This window comes from Marinitoga aeolica, from assembly GCF_029910535.1.
Classification (GTDB): Bacteria; Thermotogota; Thermotogae; order Petrotogales; family Petrotogaceae; genus Marinitoga; species Marinitoga aeolica.
Genome location: NZ_CP069362.1, coordinates 40,856 through 58,031, shown reverse-complemented (window position 1 = coordinate 58,031; position 17,176 = coordinate 40,856). Strand labels below are relative to the sequence as shown.

The following is a 17,176-nucleotide window of genomic DNA, read 5'->3' as shown; positions in this document are numbered from 1 at the left end:
AATGGAAGTGATTTTTGTGAGAGAATTTTTATATGCACCTGATAGAATACTTGTAAATGAAGGAGAATATATTAAAGAATTAATATTACTAAAAGAAGGAAAAGTAGAAATTTTTTCGAATTTTTGTGGCTATTCATCAGTTGAAAGTAAAGGAATATTTGGTGCAGAAATGATAGTTCCTAATACCAAATCTTTTGAATCAATAAGGATTGTAGAGAATAGCAGAATTGTTCTAATTGAAAAAGAATTAGCAGAAAAATTCTTGCTTTCAAATTCCAGTTTGATTATTCACTTGATAAAAAAATATATACTTAAAATAATATCTTTAAATAATAAGATTTATGGCTCAGTAAAAAAGAATAAAAATAATAAAGAAAATATAAAGGATAAAAATCTTACAAAAGAAGAATTATCTAAAAAATACTTGAAAATAAGTAGAAGGAAGCTTTTTCATCATATTGAGGATGAACATTTTCGAATTTATACCAAAGCCAGATGGTTATTTAACAAAGGGAAAATAAAAGAATCACTTAATGAACTAAAAAAAATTCAATATACAAATTTTGATATATACTTTCAGGCTGAAATAGAAATTTGGAAGTATTTATGCATGATTTTAATTTCTCCAGATAAAAAATATTATCTTGAAAAAACATTAAAAGAAAAATATCCATTTGTTAAAGAGCTTTTTTCATTTATGATATTTGAAAGTATTATAACAAATACTCCATTATCTAAACCTCTTGTAACTTATTTAAAAAGCGGTTATTTAATACCATCTAATACAGTTTTATTTTATGAAGGAGAAGAGGGTAATTGGGCTTTTATGATATTGACAGGAAATGTTAGGGTTTCGCAATTTGATGAAAGAGGTGAAAGATTACTTGCTGTTTTATCCAATGAAGAGGTTGTTGGTGAAATAGCCTGCTTTAAAGAAATTCAAAGAACCGCAACTGTTTTTACCTCAACTCCTTTACAGGTGATAAAAATAGAAAAGAGCAATTTGGATGAGTTAGTAATTAGTAATCCAGCATTTGGGCTAAAGATTGTAAAAAATTTAATAAAAAGACTTGATTTTGAACGTTACTGGCATTCGCCATTATCTTTTGAAGAAAAATTAAACTTTATGATAAAAAAATATGGTAAAAATATTTTGAATAAATCACAATTAAAAATAGAAGAGATAAAAGAATTATTTAGAATTAATGATAAAAAGGATAGTGAATTAATAGATTATTTGTTTAAGTCAAATATAGCGACATTAAGGGCAGATGGGACATTAAAATTTATGTAGGAGGTAAAAATGAAAGTATTACTATTTTCTGAAGGAAAGAATTTATTCAAGAAATCTGGTGTTGGAAAAGCATTAGAACATCAAATGAAAGCATTAGAACTAGCTGGTGTTAATTATACTTTGGATCCAGATGAAGATTATGACATAGCGCATATTAATACAATAGGGGTTTTAAGTGAGAAAATATTAATAAATTCAAAGAAAAAAGGTAAAAAGGTTATAGTTCATACTCATACAACGTATGAAGATTTTAGGAACAGCTTTCTTTTCAGCAATTATTTAGCACCTTTTATAAAGAGAAGATTAATTAGAATGTATTCCAAAGCAGATATGTTGATTTCACCTTCTGAATATACAAAAAATGTAGTATTGTCTTATGGAATTGATAATAAAATTGAAGTGGTTTCTAATGGTGTCGATACAAATAAATTCAATTGTAATAATATAAAAAAAATATTTAAACAAACTTTTAGTATAAATAAACCTTTAATATTATCAGTTGGATTGCCATTTGAAAGAAAAGGGATTATAGATTTTTACAATTTAGCAAAAAGATTACCACAATATGATTTTGTTTGGTTAGGTGCAAAATTAAATATTATTCCGAAAAAAATAAAAAAAATACTAAATCATAAATTACCAAATTTAAAATTTCCTGGTTTTGTATCTGATGAAATGTTAATTTCAGCATTTTGTGAAGCAGCTGTATTTTTGTTTCCAAGTTATGAAGAAAATGAAGGAATTGTTGTTTTGGAGGCATTATCATCAAAAACACCTTTAATAATAAGAAATATTCCAGTATATAAAAATTGGTTATCTCATAAAGAAAATTGTTTAAAATCACAAACATTTGAAGATTTTATAGAAAATATTGATCTGATTGTAAATAATAAAGTAGATGTAAAAAAAATGGTGGAAAATGGTAGGAAGATAGCTGAAGAAAGAGATTTAAAAAATATTGGAATCAAATTAAAGAATATATATGGTGAGATTTATGAAGAAGAAATACAATAATATAATAGGTCTTATATCTTCAATTATTATAGGATTGCTTGTTATTTTATTTATAGAAAAGTTTTACAAAACTAATTTTTTAAAAGAAATAAAGAAAATTAATATTTATGATGTTATCAGTGTATTTTTAATATATTTTATGGGATATATAATAGATTCTCTGAGATATTTAATAATTATTAAGCAATTTGGTAAAAAGATACGATTTTTTAATTTATTTTATAATAATGTTATGGGTTTATTTTTTTCTTCAATTACGCCATTTGCGGCAGGGGGACAACCTTATCAAATTTATCATTTAAATAAACATGGGTTAAGTACAGAACATTCTACAAATATAGTAGTTTCACGGTTTATTACAGCAATGATGTTGAATTTAATCATAGCTTTTTTTTCTTATAAAAAAGTTATCCATTCTTTATATGGAACAACAATAGAATCTGCTTTAATAAACATTGGATTAATTGTGTCTTCGACAATAACAATTTTAATATTACTGGTTTTTATAAATTCTGATATAGTAATAAAAATTTTAGATTTTTTTAAATTTAAAAGAGTTCAAAAATTAAAAAGTAAATATTTGGAATGGTCAAAAAGTTTAAAAGAAAGTATAGCATTTCTTTGGAATGAAAAATTTCATATAATGATTTTAGATATATTATTAAACCTTTTAGTTTTGTCTTTACAAGCTTTTTCGCTTTTTTTCTTGTTTACAAGATATGCTAATTTAAATAATAATTTTGATAATTTTCTTATAGTTTTTGGAGTAATGATGTTATTAAACATGGTAGTTTATTATATACCAACGCCAGGGGCAAGTGGAACAATAGAAGCATCTTACCAACTTATATTTTCTTCAATATTGAAGATCCAGAATGGTGTTTTTTTATCTATTATTGGGTGGAGATTTGCTACTTATTATATGCAGATTTTTTTTGGGGTAATACTTAGATTTGTTGTAAAGAGTTTTTTTAAAAATATAGAATAATAAAGTGTAGAATAATATTGAGGTGGGGATATGTCTCAATCCAGCCCGGGTTTTATAAATAAAAAGAATATAATTAAAAATTTAATCTTTGTTTTAGCGTTAGGGTTAGGGATAAATATAATATTTTCTTTTTATACAGATTTTGGAAAAATGGGAGAGGCATTAAAAACAATAAAATTAGGCTATTTTTTAATTCCTTTTTTTGTTTATATTGTGGTATATTTAATAGAATCACTCAGATTAACAATTGTTTTAAGGCTTTTTAAGTATAAAATTTCTTTTAAAGATTCTTTTTTTAATAGTGCTATGGGGTATTTATTTAGTTATTTAACTCCCTTAGCTTCTGGAGGACAACCTTTTCAAATATATCATCTAAAGACGCTTAATGTTAAAGCTCGAGAGTCGAGTAGTATAATAATTTCAAGGTTTGTAGAAAATACAATTTCAATTATTATCATTATTTTAATATTTATAAGAAGGGTATTGGATATTGTATACACTACAAATTTAAATAGAAAAATTTTATTTTTAGGTTTAGTAACTTCTTTATTTTTTGCTATTTTTTTTCTTTTTTTCCTTATAAGGCCAGATTATATTGGTAAATTTGCTAAAAAAATTGAAACTACGAAATTTATCATTTTACTTGAAAAGAAATTTAATAAACAAAAATTATCTGAAAAAATAAATAAATGGACTATAGAATTAAAAAATAGTGTAACCATCTTATGGAGAGAAAATTTATATATAATGATTTTGGATATATTTTTAGGGTTAATAGTTTTATTATTGCAGGCTTATTCAATGTATTATTTATTTTTTAAGATTATAAAAATAGATATGAATTTTTTTGAATTTTCTTTAATATACTTTCTTATTATGTTAGTTAGCTTTTATGTACCTACACCTGGTGCAAGTGGTGGTATTGAAAGTGCATATATTTTAGTATTTCTTGATTTTTTTAAAAACAAATCATTAATAGTTTTATCGATATTTTTATGGAGAATATCTACATATTATCTTCAAATTTTCTTTTTATTTATTTTGATGGGGATATATTTTAGAAAAACTAAGGGGGATCTTCATATTGGCACCTAAAATTGCAGCATTAGTAGTAACTTATAATAGAAAAGATTTATTGAGAGAAACATTAAAAGCAATTTTAATGCAAACATTTTCAATAAATACATTATTTGTTATAAATAATGCAAGTACAGATGGAACAGATAAAGTTTTAGAAGAATATAAAGAAAAATACTCAGACAAGATAAAGATTGTAAACCTCGAAGAAAATTTGGGTGGAGCTGGTGGATTTAATTACGGAATCCACTATATTTATAATACTTTTAAATATGATTGGATATGGCTGATGGACGATGATGCTGTACCAGCTGAAAATGCACTAGAAACCCTTTTTACATATTATAACAATCTTCCGAAAAAAAAGCAAAATAAAATAGGGGTATTACAAAATAAAAGAGTGTTAGATAGAAAATGGTTTGATGAAAATAATGGGAAATATTTTCCATTAAAAGCAAAAAAAAGATGGGCAGGAACATTTGTTGGATATTTAATAAAAACGGAAGTTGTAGGCAAAATAGGATTCCCTGAAAAAGAGTTTTTTATTTATTCAGATGATGTAGAATATACTTTAAGAGTAAGAAAAATGGGTTATAAAACATTGACAATATTTGGAAGTTATATTTATCATCCAACATGGACAACGCAATGGGATTATATTTTTAAAAAGAGGAAAATAAAAATACCTGGTTGGAAAATATATTATGTATTTAGGAATCCATTTTTAATATATAAAAATAATGAAATGATCAAATTTTTCTTGAAAATATTTTTTAAATTTGATGCATTAATATGGAAGAGAATAGATCCTAAATTATATCCTTTTGCTTTAAAAGGATTAAAAGATGGGTTAAATGGAATAGGTGGTAAAGTTATTAAACCAGGGCAAAAGGATATAAAAGAGGTGTCAAAATGAAATTCGATATATTGGTTGTAGGGGCAGGATTAGCAGGAGCAACTTCTGCCAGATTATTAGCAGAACAAGGTAAAAAAGTGTTAGTGATAGAAAAGCACAAACATGTGGCTGGACATTGTCATGATTATAAAGATGAAAATGGAATAACTGTTCATACATATGGACCGCATATATTTCATACAAAAAATAAAAAAGTATGGGATTTCGTAAACAAATTTACAGAATTTCATTATTATCAACATAAAGTATTAAGTTATGCAGAAGGGAAATTAATACCCTTTCCTATTAACAGAGATACATTAAAAGAAGTGTTTGGAATTGAAATAGGAACACATGAAGTAAAAGAATTTTTAGAAAAAGAAGTTAAAAAGTCTAGATATAATAATCCACCAAAAAACTTTAGAGATGTTGTAGTATCACAAGTAGGAGAAAGATTATATGAAATGTTCTTTAAAAATTATACAATAAAACAATGGGAAAGAGATCCAGAAGAATTATCTCCAGAAGTAGCAAAGAGAATACCAATTAGAGAAAATAGAGATGACAGATATTTTTCTGATCAATATCAAGGAATACCAAAATATGGATATACCAAAATGGTAGAAAATATGTTGGATCATGAAAACATATCAATATTATTAGGGGCAGATTATTTCGAAATAAAAGATATAATAAAACCTGAATTAACAATATATACAGGAGAATTAGATAGATTCTTTGATTACAAATATGGGAAATTAGAATATAGGTCATTAGAATTGGAACTAAAAACATATGATACAGAAAATTATCAACCAGTAGCAACAGTAAATTATCCAAATGATTATGATTGGACAAGAATTACAGAGTTCAAACATTTTTTAGATGAAAAATCAAATAAAACTACAGTATGTTTTGAATATCCAAAGGCAGAAGGGGAACCATATTATATAGTAATGACGGAAGATAATATGAAAAAAAGAAAACAATACATAAACGAAGTAAAAAAATTAGAAGAAAGTGGAGAATATATATTTGTTGGAAGATTAGCTGAATATAAATATTACAATATGGATCAGGTTATAGAAAAAAGTGCAGAAAAAATAATAAAGATTTATAAGGAGTGGTAAAAATGAACATAGGAATATTTTCTGATGTATATTTTCCTCAAAAAAATGGAGTTTCTACAGCGGTTAAATTATATAAAGAAGAAATGGAAAAATTAGGTCACAACGTATATTTATTTATTCCTAAATATTCTAAAGATTATAAAAGAAATGAAAAAAATGTTTTTGAATTTCCAGCAATAAAATTTTTATTTGAAAAAGAACAGAGAATAGCATTACCAATTTCGACAGATATTTTTAAAATAAGAGATCTTAATCTTGATATAATTCATTCTCAAGATCCTTTTTCCATGGGAATATTTGCTGAATTTATGTCTAAATTATTAAAGATTAAGCACGTTGGAACTCATCATACTATGTATGAATATTACAGAAATTATTTACCGCTAATCATAAGACCAACATTAAAACAAACACAAAGGGTAATAAAAAATTGGTGTTTGAAACTAGACAAGGTAATTTCTCCCACCAAAAACATAAAAGAGCTTTTAGTAAGTTATGGTGTTCCAGATGAACATATAGTTGTTATACCTACAGGTATCGATACTGAAAAATTTAATAAAAAAATAGAATGGAATATAAAAGAAGAATATGGTATTCTTCCAGAAGAAAAAATTTTATTATTTGTGGGAAGATTGGGTCCTGAAAAAAATATTGATTTTTTAATAAAAGTTTTTCATAAAGTTTCATATGAAGAGAAAAATGTTAAATTAATTATTGTTGGAGATGGAGTTGAAAGAAACAAATTAGAAGAATTAGTTGTTGAATTAGATATGCATGATAAAGTTATATTTACAGGAGGTCAACCAAGAGAAAGAGTTTTAGATGCGTATAAACAAGCAGACCTATTTATTTTTGCTTCTTATACAGAAACTCAAGGATTAGTGGTATTAGAATCAATGGCAGCTGGTACTCCTGTGGTAGCGTTGGGGAAAATGGGAGTATATGATTTATTGAATCATGAAAATGCTGGTGGAATAATGCTTAAAGAATTAAATGAAGATGATTTTGCACATGAAATTATAAGAGTTTTGAAAGATGAAAAATTGTATGAAAAATTATCAAAAAATGCAATCGATTTTGTGAAAAAGAATTATTCCATAGAAGTTTCAGTAAATAAAATACTTAATGTGTATAAGAGCCTCTTAAATATTGACAAAAAAAAGAATTTATGATAAAATATTGCAGGTAGTGGGTGCTTAGCTCAGTGGGAGAGCGCTTCCTTGACGCGGAAGAGGTCGCAGGTTCGATCCCTGCAGCACCCACCATTTTTTATAGAGGAGCGAAGAAATGGAAATATTATTTTTTAGCATTATTTTTTCATTATTATTCCAAATATTAGGTAAATATACAAATTTATATAAAACATTTGTAAGTAAAAATAATATTCAAAAAATTTCTGATAGAATTTTGAAAATATCGATTGTAATACCTGTATATAATGAAGAAGAAGTTATCAAAAAAAGCATTGAAAGTATAGAGAAAAATGATTATAAAAATTTTGAAATAATAGTTATTGATGATAATTCAACTGATAGAACATTTGATATATTGAAAGAACTAAAAAATAGATTTGATAATATTAAAATAGTAAAAAAGAAAGGGAAAAAAGGGAAACCTCAATCTATAAATGAAGCATTTGAATATATTACAGGTGATGTAGTATTATTTTTGGATGCAGATACATTAATTGATGAGAACTTTTTGGAAGAACATATAAAGTATTTTTATAATCCTAAAATAAATATGACGTATGTAGATTTTGAAGCATATAATTATAAAGAAAAACTGATTTTTGATTATCAAGAAATATATTTTGAATTTAGCAGGAATATTTTATATTCAAATATTTTTTCTAAAGTAGTTTTTATGGGGAATGGAGTATTTATTAGAAAAAATATTCTCGAAAAAGTTTTACCCTTAGACAATGCAACATTAGTAGATGATGTTCATTTAGCTATTAAGTTAAACCAAGAAAAAATCAATCAAATATTCATCATTTCACCGAAAGTAATGATCCAATATGTTTCAAATTTCAGAGATCTTTTTTTTCAACATAAAAGATGGTATTTAGGTGGAGTTGAAGAACTAATAAAGGCATTAAAATATAAAGATTTTAATATATTCTTTATAAATTTATTAATTCTGATGATAATAGTATTTCCAATAATATCTATTATAATTTTATTAAAAGATATTGGACTTGGTATGTTTTTGCTAAGGAATTATTTGAATGTATTTTGGGGATTAAGCATTGGATCAGCTATACTAACCACTGTAAAAACAGGAAATTTGTTAAAATTAATAATTAGTCTTTTTATAACAACACCTTTAATGTTGATATTTGAGTATGTTATATTACTAAATTCGTTTTTTAATTTGAATAAAAAAGAAAGACAATGGTATAAAGTTCAACGAGAAAAAATATAGCGGCCATCTTAAATAAATGGCCGCTTTTTCATATCCTTGAAATTTTACCGAAATTTGTAGATTTTACTATTCCAGCACCAATTAAAAATAAGATAATATAAAAGAATTCATCTAAATTATTTTTTAAATTAATCCAAAATGGAATCTTATTTACAAGTAATATTAGTGCGATTGAAAAAGAAAAACCTTCTAACCCTCTGACCAAAATTCTCTTCATTAAAAACTTATAAAAATAGGATTCTCTTGTATAACCAAATGAAAGAATCATAGATCTAAATCTACTATCAAATTTATCTTTAGCGGTTAAATAAAACCTTACATAAAATAATATCAATGAAATAAATAACAAAAAATTAGTAATTTTTACATAATCAGCGCTGACCATTTTTATTATTAAAATTATGGCCACAAAATTATAAATATTCATTAATTCAAAAATATAAGGGAATTTTTTATTCGTAATTATATAATATTGTGCGATAAAAAATGCCAGAAAAGAAGCTATGAAGCATTCAAAAATAAGGTACCAAAAATAAAACATTTATTTATTTCTCCTTCCCTTTTTCTTCATTCATCATATCTTTTTTAGCAGAATTTGCTTCAAATAAAGTAGCTACTGAACCAAGGACACCAATAACATCGTAAGGTATAAATAGTTTTGAAGCTTTTCCATTTGCCATTTCTTTTAATGCTTCTAAATATTTTACTCTTAAAAGATCTGTTGTAGGTTTTCCTTCATGAATAGCATTAAATACATTTATAATAGCATGTGCTTGTCCTTCGGCCTCAACTTCATACTTATATTTTTGTGCTTCTGCAACTCTTTTAACTGATTCTGCTTGCCCTTCAGCTTTTAAAATAGCAGATCTTTTATCTCCTTCAGCTCTTAATATAGCGGCCTGTTTATATCCCTCTGCTTCAAGAACAGCAGCTCTTTTCATCCTTTCAGCTTTCATTTGTTTACTCATAGCATCCATAATATCAGTTGGAGGATCAATTTTTTTGATTTCAACTCTTGTAACTTTAACTCCCCATTTATCAGTAGCTTCATCTAGAACTTCTCTTAATCTAGTATTTATCATTTCTCTTGAAGTTAATGTTTGATCTAATTCCAATTCACCAATAACATTTCTTAAATTTGTTTGAGCTAATTTTATAGCAGCAATTTCGAAATTACTTACATTATATATGACTCTAAAAGCTTCTGTTACCTCATAATAAATAACTGCATCTACAGTAACAATAACATTATCTTTAGTAATAACTTCCTGTGGTGGAACGTCAATTACGCGTTCTCTCATATCTACTTTTATCATTCTGTCAAGAAATGGAATAATAAATTGTAACCCTGGTTGTGCTTCTCTATGAAATTTACCTAATCTTTCAATCAAACCTTTTTCATATGGCCTAATAATTTTTAAACTCGTAGCAGCTAAAATAAGTATAAATAGCGTTATAATACCCAATAAATACATAACATCCCCCTCCTTAAAGTTGTTTTTTTACAATTAAGATATTTGAAGTTCTCTTTAAAATGATAACTTTATCCCCTTTTTTTATTTCTTCATTTTCCGAATACGCTCTCCATTCCTCACTAAATACCTTAACTATTCCAGAATTTTCTTTATCAAAATCTGTAAGAGCGATACCGATTTTCCCGATTAATTCATCAAGATGGAAATTTTTGTTTTGAACAGGTTTTATCCATTTTTTTACAATTTTTCTCGAAAATAGCCATAAAATAGTAGATAAAACAATAAAAATAATAGATGTGATAATTTTATTTGTGATAAATATTCCTAGAATTGAAGTTATAAAAGCACTCAAGCCGAACCAGAAAAAGAAAAAAGTTGGTGTAATAATTTCAAGTATTATAAAAATAATCCCCAATATTATCCAGAATTGCCATTCTAGCATAGTTTCCCCCCTCTCATACAATCTAAATAATAGAAATTTCTTCTGGGTGAACGATGTGAAACTCTATATCGCTAAAATTTTCAGTTAAATCTCTTTTAACTTTATTAATCAACCTATTATATCTGCTAGATATATGGTATAAAATAACTCTTTTTGGGTGTATTGAATTCAATAATTTTTTAATTTCATTTAACGAAGTATGATTTCTTAACTTTCTGTCAGACTCTTTTATAAAGGTGCATTCATGAATTAAAGTATCAGAATCTTCTATAATATCTGGAGATATAGGTAAAGAGTCACCACTAATAGTAACGATCTTTTTAACATATTCTTCCAGGACGTTCTCTTTACCGATTTCTGAAATAATTTTTTTAATTTCTTCTCCTGATAAATTGCTATATACAGATTTTAATTTTTTTCGTCTTTCAAGAATCTGAAATCCAAGAGATTTTTCGCCAGGTGTATGACGTGTTTTAAATGCTCTTAAAAATCTATTATTTTTTAACGGGATATTATCTCCATGTTCAATTTCCTTTGTAATTAATTTAAATCTTAAATATCTATTCATTCCTTTAATAAAATTTAAATATTCTTCTATATTTTTGGACCCTTTAGGATAATATATTTCTAAATTTTTTTCACGACTTCCCATTGCATTATTACGAGTATTAATAAATCCCCATAACCCTGCAATATGATCTACATGTGAATGTGAAATAAATATCTTCTCAATACTATATATTTTATTACCCAATGCAGCACTTATTCCTTCTCCAACATCAAATAAAAGTCTATCTGGTTTATAATATATCCAGGTTGTATATAATGCTTTTGATCGAATTATAAATTCCAAAATATTCACCATCCATTATTCCAAAGGTTCAACTTTTAACTTAATCTCACCTTTAACTCCTTCAGGTAATTTTATTTTTAATGTATATAAACCAATTTCTTTAATACCAACTTTTTCTGCAAACCATCTTTTGTCAAAATCCACATTTGTAGATTCCTTTATTAATTTGGCTATGTCATTTGCTGTAATAGAACCAAACAATTTGCCATTCGCACCAGATTTAATTTTTATTTTATAAACCCTTTCCTGTAATTTTTTCAAAAGTTTTTCATTTTTTTCTTTTCTTTTTTGTTTTACTTCATTTTTTACTTCTTGAATTTTTTTTACATGTTTAATTTCTCCTTCTTTAGCTTCAATAGCTAACCCTCTTGGGATTAAATAATTTCTTCCATAGCCATCAGAAACTTTAACAATTTCACCTTTTTTACCAACTTTCGCAACATCTTTTAATAACATAACTTTCATATTTTCACCCTCCATGAAATACTTTTATATTATATACTAAGTATACCATAATTACTTTAAAAATTTAACGTATAAATTTTAAGACATCAATATATAAAAAAAGGAGGCAAAGCCTCCTTTGATTAATCGTTTATGAAAGGTAATAAAGCCATTTGTCTTGCTCTTTTAATAGCAGTTTTAACCATTCTTTGATGTTTTGAACAATTACCATTTAATCTTTTTGGAATAATTTTACCTTTTTCATTAATAAAATCTTTCAATAAATCTATATTTTTATAATCGATATATTCAACTTTCATTGAGCATAATTTACATTTTTTTACCCTTCTTGGTCTTCTATTAAATGCCATAAATATTCACCTCCTAAAAATTTGGCGGAGTATCATCTTCCGCATTATCATCTATTGGGAAAAATTGCGGAAAATCATCGTTAGAAAAATCGTCTAAATCATCTGATATTTCTTCAATATTCGGTTCAACTACTTCAATTTGAGAGTTGTTTTCGAAATTATCTGTTATATATGCATCTCTGCTAGCTTTTGATTCCATAAATTGAATACTTGATGCTGAAACTTCTGCTCTTTCTTTATAGTTATTGTTTTGATCTCTCCAGCTATTTATTCTCAAAGCACCCTCTACGAGAATCAAAACACCTTTTTTTAAATAATTTTCTGCAAATTCAGCTTTTTTGCCGAATACAACTATTCTTATAAAATCAGTTTTCTGACCATTGTAATCATTATTCCAGTTTGGCCTATCTACAGCCAATGTGAAATTGGCTACTTTATCTCCTGAAGTAGTCATTCTAACCTCAGGGTCACGTGTAAGCCTTCCTACTAAAATGACTCTATTAAATGAATAACTCATAATTTCATCCCTATCATTCTTCAGAATTTACAGGTTCTTCAACAACAACCTCTTGGCTTTCAGCTGCCTTTTTTTCTTTGTTTTTTTCAGCTTTTTCTAAATCTTCTCTTCTAAATACTTGCCATCTAAAAGTGTTTTGACTGTTAATTCTAAAAAGTCCATCTAATTCATTTACTTTATTAGGTTCGGCTTTAAAAATGCCCCAAGTGTAATCGCCTTCAGTATAACCTTGATGGGTTCTGTAAGCTAATTTTCTCATGCCCCATCTTTCCCAGTGTTGGATTTCTCCTCCAACCTTTTCTTCAATCCAACCTTTTACCTTTTCTACTTCAGTGTTTCTAGCTTCTTCAGATAATTCTGGAGAAACAATAAACATTACTTCATAAATCCTTTTCATTACCACACCTCCTCGGACAATTTGGCCCCTTTATAAGAGCGGAATTTTTGCCAATATATTATACCAAAAAAAATCTGTGTTTTGAAATATTTAACCTAATGTTATTCAAATTAATAACTTTTTGAAACTAAAATTGCAAGTTAGAAAAAATTATGCTATACTAATTATAGGAGGTATTAATGATGTATAATCTTGATACACAAGTATTCGTATCTTTTGATTTGGAAACTACAGGCTTAAAGCCAGATTTAGGAGATAGAATTATTGAGATTGCTGCAATTCCAATATTCAATGGAAAAATAAAAAGGAAATTTGAGTTTCATACATTAGTTAATCCGAAAATAAGGATTCCAGTTGAAGGTTCTCAGTTTCATAAGTTAAACAATAAAGATATAGAAAATGCACCTACAATGATTGAAATTTTTCCAAAGTTTAAAGAATACATTGCAAATACAATACTTGTTTCTCATAATGCGAAAATGGATATGTTATTTTTGGATGTTGCAGCCAAAGAAAGTGGGATATTACCTGTAGAAAATTATTATATAGACACATTAGAAATTGCAAAAGTTCTTTTAGAGAGAGGACCATACTCATTAGAACATCTTTCTAAAAAATTTAATATTTATGTTGGAAGATCCCATAGAGCTTATGAAGATGCTTTGATGACTGCTAAATTGTTTTTAATTTTTATAAAGAAATTTGGGTTAAAAAGTCTGGGTGATTTTATAAAAAAATGGAGGGGATAGTATGGTAAAAAACTTCGTTCTTGATACTAATGTATTAATTCATGATCCAAAGGCTATGTTTAATTTCCAGGATAACAATGTAATTATTCCATTTCCTGTACTTGAAGAAATAGATAATTTGAAAACTAGAGGTGAAAGAACCGGTGCAGCAGCTCGTGAAGTAAATAGAGTTTTAGATAATTTAAGGAAAAAAGGAAGTTTGAGAGAAGGAATAAAATTAGAAAATGGTGGTACTTTAAAAATAGCAACACTAGAAAAAAATGGTATTCATATTCCACAATATTTGGGGAAGAAAATGGATGATTGGATTTTATTATATGCAATAGAATTAAAAAAAGAAAGTAATATTCCTACATTTTTGGTTACAAAAGATTTGAATTTAAGAATAAAAGCAGAAGCAGTAGGGATTATAGCACAGGATTATTTAACTGATAGAGTAGAATATGAAAACTATTTTCCGGGGTTTGTAAATTTAAATGTGGATAAAAAATTAATAGAAAAAGATAGAATAAATTACAATTTATTAGATTTAGAGGAAGAACCATCACCGAATACTTATTTTGATTTAAATGATGGTAATTATTATAGGTATTCAAAAAAAGAAAAATCGTTAGTTAAATTGAACGTGTCATATTTTACAGAAGTTTTTGGTATAAATCCAAGAAATAGAGAACAAATATTTGCTTTTGATGCTCTACTAAATGATGAAATTCCTCTTGTTACGCTTGTGGGGAGTGCAGGTACAGGGAAAACATTATTAGCTTTAGCAGTTGGTTTGAATAAAGTTCTTGATGAAAAAAAATATAAAAAATTGTTGATATCAAAACCTGTAGTTCCTGTTGGAAAAGATATTGGATTTTTGCCTGGCTCTATTGCTGAAAAAATGAAACCATGGCTACAACCAATTTATGACAATCTTGAATTTTTATTTCAGGGAAAAGGTAAAAAACCAGATGAATATCTTGAAAAAAAAGATATATTGGAAATAGAAGTGTTATCCTATATTAGAGGGAGATCAATACCAGAACAATACATGATAATAGATGAGGCGCAAAACTTAACTCCTCATGAAATAAAAACTATAATAACAAGAGTAGGAGAAAATACTAAAATAGTATTAACAGGAGATCCTTTCCAAATAGATAATCCATATTTAGGTTTTTCATCAAATGGGTTAACTTATGTTTCTACGAAATTTAAAGATTCTGATTTAGCTGCACATATATACTTAATAAAAGGTGAAAGATCAGAATTGGCTACTAAAGCTGCAGAACTTTTGTAAAAAAGTTTTAAGAAATCTAATGTAAAATATATTTTGATAGATAAAAAGAATTTATGAGAGGGTGATTTGATGCAACAAGAAGTATTAGAATATGATGTATATGTAAAAGTAAGGAGAAAAGATATTCATCTTGTTACGTATTTATTGGAATCAGTTGATAATTTAATGAATGTAAGAAATGTTATTGAAAATAACCTAATGAAAATAATATGCCCTAAAGATACATTAGATGAATCGTTGAAATTAATAAATTCATTGAAAGAAATGACAGATTTGGAGGTAGTAAGGGTTGAGCCAAACAACGGCGAAGTCTAGGAAAAATTATTATAAGTATATTCCAATTCCATATGAACATCATTCTACGATTTTTGATATAGACTATGAAAAATTAAAAAAATTTGGATTTTCTACAATTTTATTTGATTATGATTTTACATTAGCTCCATGGAAACAACAAATAGATGAAAAAACAGTTAAATTATTTAATAAACTTATTAGCATGGGATTTAAAATAGCAGTTGTATCCAATGGACCTGAAGAAAGAATTAACAATGTAAAAGAAAAAACTTATGGAAAAGTAAAAATTTATTGGAGAATGAAAAAACCGTTTTCAAAAAAACTAAAAAAAGTATTAGAAGATATAAATTCAAAACCAGAAGAAACAGTATTAATAGGTGATCTTTTTTTTACAGATATTTTAGTAGGTAATAAAAATAGATTATATACGATTTTAGTTAATCCTTATACATATGAGATAGATTCTTTTTACAAAAAAACAGTTGCTATAATATCAAAGATTACTTACTTTATATTTTTTTATACATTGGGTTGGTTTTTTAGAGTTATGGATTTAGCTGTTCCAAATGAATTTGTAGATTCTGTTTTTGATATAGATTATAAAAAATTAAAAAATAAGAATTATCAATTATTAATATTTGATTTTGATAATACTTTAACAACATGGCGTTCTGAGAAATTACCTGAAGAAATAATAAAATTATTTGAAAAAATATCAAAAGATTTTAAAATTATGATTGCTTCAAATGGTAAAGAATACAGATTTGAAGGAATCAAAGAGCAATTGGTAAAATATAATATTAAAGTAATGGGGTATTCATTAAAACCTTTTACTTTTAGAATAAAAAAAAGAATTAAAGAATTTGGAATTGAATCAACACATGTTGCATTAATAGGGGATCAACTTTTTACTGATATAATTGCAGGAAATAAAAATGGATTCTATACTATAAAAGTGAAACCATTGTCAAATAAAGAAAGATTTTTTACAAAAATTTTAAGATTTTTCGAAAAAATTAGTATAAAAACAATGAGAGAAAAACCTAAATTTTAGGGGGAATTTTATATGTCGATAGATAGAGAGGTTTTTGGTAATAAAGTAAAAAGTGTTACTAAATATTTATGGTTTAATACAAAAAAGCCTATTGAAATTATACATATTACGGATGAAGTAAGAAATTTTGTAAGAGAATCCAAAGTTATTGATGGATATGTAATGGTTTCTGCAATGCATTTAACAGCAGCTGTGTATATTAATGATTATGAATCAGGTTTAATTGAGGATATAAAAGAATGGTTAGAAAAATTAGCTCCTCAAGATTATCCTTATAAACATCATAGAACTGGTGAAATAAACGGGCATGCACATTTAAAAAATTTGATTATGCATCATCAAATAATAGTGCCAATAACAGATGGAGAACTTGATTTAGGACCATGGCAAGAAATTTTTTATGCAGAATTTGATGGTCAAAGAAATAAACGAGTTATTCTAAAGGCTTTTGGTATAACAAATGAATAAAT

General features: G+C 26.2%; 21 protein-coding genes and 1 tRNA gene. 14 read left to right on the top strand and 8 right to left on the bottom strand.

Annotated elements, in window-relative coordinates; all coding sequences use genetic code 11:
* Positions 1–16: 16 nt before the first annotated feature.
* The 9 genes from JRV97_RS00305 to JRV97_RS00265 all read left to right on the top strand — a co-directional run bounded on the left by JRV97_RS00305 (position 17) and on the right by JRV97_RS00265 (position 8,825).
* Entirely contained in the window at positions 17–1,294 is a 1,278-nt protein-coding gene (locus tag JRV97_RS00305; RefSeq protein ID WP_280999114.1) for a cyclic nucleotide-binding domain-containing protein, read from the top strand.
* Positions 1,295–1,303: 9 nt separating this feature from the next.
* Positions 1,304–2,308 (top strand): glycosyltransferase family 4 protein, encoded by a 1,005-nt coding sequence (locus tag JRV97_RS00300; protein ID WP_280999112.1) that lies wholly within the window; start codon positions 1,304–1,306, stop codon positions 2,306–2,308.
* Complete coding sequence (locus JRV97_RS00295) at positions 2,289–3,296, top strand: lysylphosphatidylglycerol synthase transmembrane domain-containing protein (RefSeq protein ID WP_280999110.1); 1,008 nt, start codon at positions 2,289–2,291, stop codon at positions 3,294–3,296. Before JRV97_RS00300 ends, JRV97_RS00295 begins: the two co-directional genes overlap by 20 nt.
* 30 nt (positions 3,297–3,326) lie before the next feature.
* Positions 3,327–4,391: a lysylphosphatidylglycerol synthase transmembrane domain-containing protein gene (locus tag JRV97_RS00290; protein WP_280999108.1), complete on the top strand. Its 1,065-nt coding sequence runs from the start codon at positions 3,327–3,329 to the stop codon at positions 4,389–4,391.
* Positions 4,381–5,289: a glycosyltransferase family 2 protein gene (locus tag JRV97_RS00285; protein WP_280999106.1), complete on the top strand. Its 909-nt coding sequence runs from the start codon at positions 4,381–4,383 to the stop codon at positions 5,287–5,289. The genes JRV97_RS00290 and JRV97_RS00285 overlap by 11 nt, the downstream gene beginning before the upstream one ends.
* A complete protein-coding gene (gene glf / locus JRV97_RS00280; protein ID WP_280999104.1) occupies positions 5,286–6,398 on the top strand; it encodes a UDP-galactopyranose mutase in 1,113 nt (370 codons plus the stop codon). The genes JRV97_RS00285 and glf overlap by 4 nt, the downstream gene beginning before the upstream one ends.
* A 2-nt stretch (positions 6,399–6,400) precedes the next feature.
* Positions 6,401–7,570, top strand: coding sequence for a glycosyltransferase (locus JRV97_RS00275; protein ID WP_280999102.1), 1,170 nt, complete (start codon positions 6,401–6,403; stop codon positions 7,568–7,570).
* An 18-nt stretch (positions 7,571–7,588) separates the two neighbouring features.
* A tRNA-Val gene (locus JRV97_RS00270) sits at positions 7,589–7,663 on the top strand.
* Between the two features lie 22 nt (positions 7,664–7,685).
* On the top strand, positions 7,686–8,825 hold the full coding sequence (locus JRV97_RS00265; protein WP_280999100.1) for a glycosyltransferase: 1,140 nt from the start codon (positions 7,686–7,688) through the stop codon (positions 8,823–8,825).
* A 28-nt stretch (positions 8,826–8,853) separates the two neighbouring features.
* Here the strand turns inward: JRV97_RS00265 and JRV97_RS00260 are convergent, their stop codons facing one another.
* The 8 genes from JRV97_RS00260 to rpsF form a co-directional block, all read right to left on the bottom strand.
* Positions 8,854–9,366: a hypothetical protein gene (locus JRV97_RS00260; RefSeq protein WP_280999098.1), complete on the bottom strand. Its 513-nt coding sequence runs from the start codon at positions 9,364–9,366 to the stop codon at positions 8,854–8,856.
* A gap of 4 nt (positions 9,367–9,370) precedes the next feature.
* Positions 9,371–10,300 carry an SPFH domain-containing protein gene (locus tag JRV97_RS00255; protein ID WP_280999096.1) on the bottom strand — a complete coding sequence of 310 codons (930 nt, stop codon included), beginning with the start codon at positions 10,298–10,300 and terminating at the stop codon, positions 9,371–9,373.
* Between the two features lie 13 nt (positions 10,301–10,313).
* Positions 10,314–10,742, bottom strand: a complete 429-nt coding sequence (locus JRV97_RS00250; RefSeq protein ID WP_280999094.1) for an NfeD family protein — start codon at positions 10,740–10,742, stop codon at positions 10,314–10,316.
* Between the two features lie 22 nt (positions 10,743–10,764).
* Positions 10,765–11,604: an MBL fold metallo-hydrolase gene (locus tag JRV97_RS00245; RefSeq protein WP_280999092.1), complete on the bottom strand. Its 840-nt coding sequence runs from the start codon at positions 11,602–11,604 to the stop codon at positions 10,765–10,767.
* Positions 11,605–11,610: 6 nt separating this feature from the next.
* Complete coding sequence (gene rplI, locus JRV97_RS00240; protein ID WP_280999090.1) at positions 11,611–12,060, bottom strand: 50S ribosomal protein L9; 450 nt, start codon at positions 12,058–12,060, stop codon at positions 11,611–11,613.
* A 122-nt stretch (positions 12,061–12,182) separates the two neighbouring features.
* On the bottom strand, positions 12,183–12,410 hold the full coding sequence (gene rpsR, locus JRV97_RS00235; protein ID WP_280999088.1) for a 30S ribosomal protein S18: 228 nt from the start codon (positions 12,408–12,410) through the stop codon (positions 12,183–12,185).
* 13 nt (positions 12,411–12,423) lie between these two features.
* Positions 12,424–12,927 (bottom strand): single-stranded DNA-binding protein, encoded by a 504-nt coding sequence (locus JRV97_RS00230; protein WP_280999086.1) that lies wholly within the window; start codon positions 12,925–12,927, stop codon positions 12,424–12,426.
* A gap of 13 nt (positions 12,928–12,940) precedes the next feature.
* Positions 12,941–13,324 (bottom strand): 30S ribosomal protein S6, encoded by a 384-nt coding sequence (gene rpsF, locus JRV97_RS00225; protein ID WP_280999084.1) that lies wholly within the window; start codon positions 13,322–13,324, stop codon positions 12,941–12,943.
* Between the two features lie 179 nt (positions 13,325–13,503).
* On the opposite strand from rpsF, the gene JRV97_RS00220 reads away from it, so the two are divergent.
* From JRV97_RS00220 to JRV97_RS00200, 5 genes are all read left to right on the top strand, one after another.
* Positions 13,504–14,073, top strand: a complete 570-nt coding sequence (locus JRV97_RS00220) for a 3'-5' exonuclease (protein ID WP_280999082.1) — start codon at positions 13,504–13,506, stop codon at positions 14,071–14,073.
* A 1-nt stretch (position 14,074) separates the two neighbouring features.
* Positions 14,075–15,355 carry a PhoH family protein gene (locus JRV97_RS00215; RefSeq protein ID WP_280999080.1) on the top strand — a complete coding sequence of 427 codons (1,281 nt, stop codon included), beginning with the start codon at positions 14,075–14,077 and terminating at the stop codon, positions 15,353–15,355.
* Between the two features lie 69 nt (positions 15,356–15,424).
* Positions 15,425–15,670 carry a DUF4911 domain-containing protein gene (locus JRV97_RS00210; protein ID WP_280999078.1) on the top strand — a complete coding sequence of 82 codons (246 nt, stop codon included), beginning with the start codon at positions 15,425–15,427 and terminating at the stop codon, positions 15,668–15,670.
* A complete protein-coding gene (locus JRV97_RS00205) occupies positions 15,645–16,706 on the top strand; it encodes a YqeG family HAD IIIA-type phosphatase (protein ID WP_280999076.1) in 1,062 nt (353 codons plus the stop codon). The genes JRV97_RS00210 and JRV97_RS00205 overlap by 26 nt, the downstream gene beginning before the upstream one ends.
* Positions 16,707–16,718: 12 nt before the next feature.
* Positions 16,719–17,174, top strand: coding sequence for a secondary thiamine-phosphate synthase enzyme YjbQ (locus JRV97_RS00200; protein ID WP_280999074.1), 456 nt, complete (start codon positions 16,719–16,721; stop codon positions 17,172–17,174).
* The last annotated feature ends 2 nt before the right edge of the window (positions 17,175–17,176 follow it).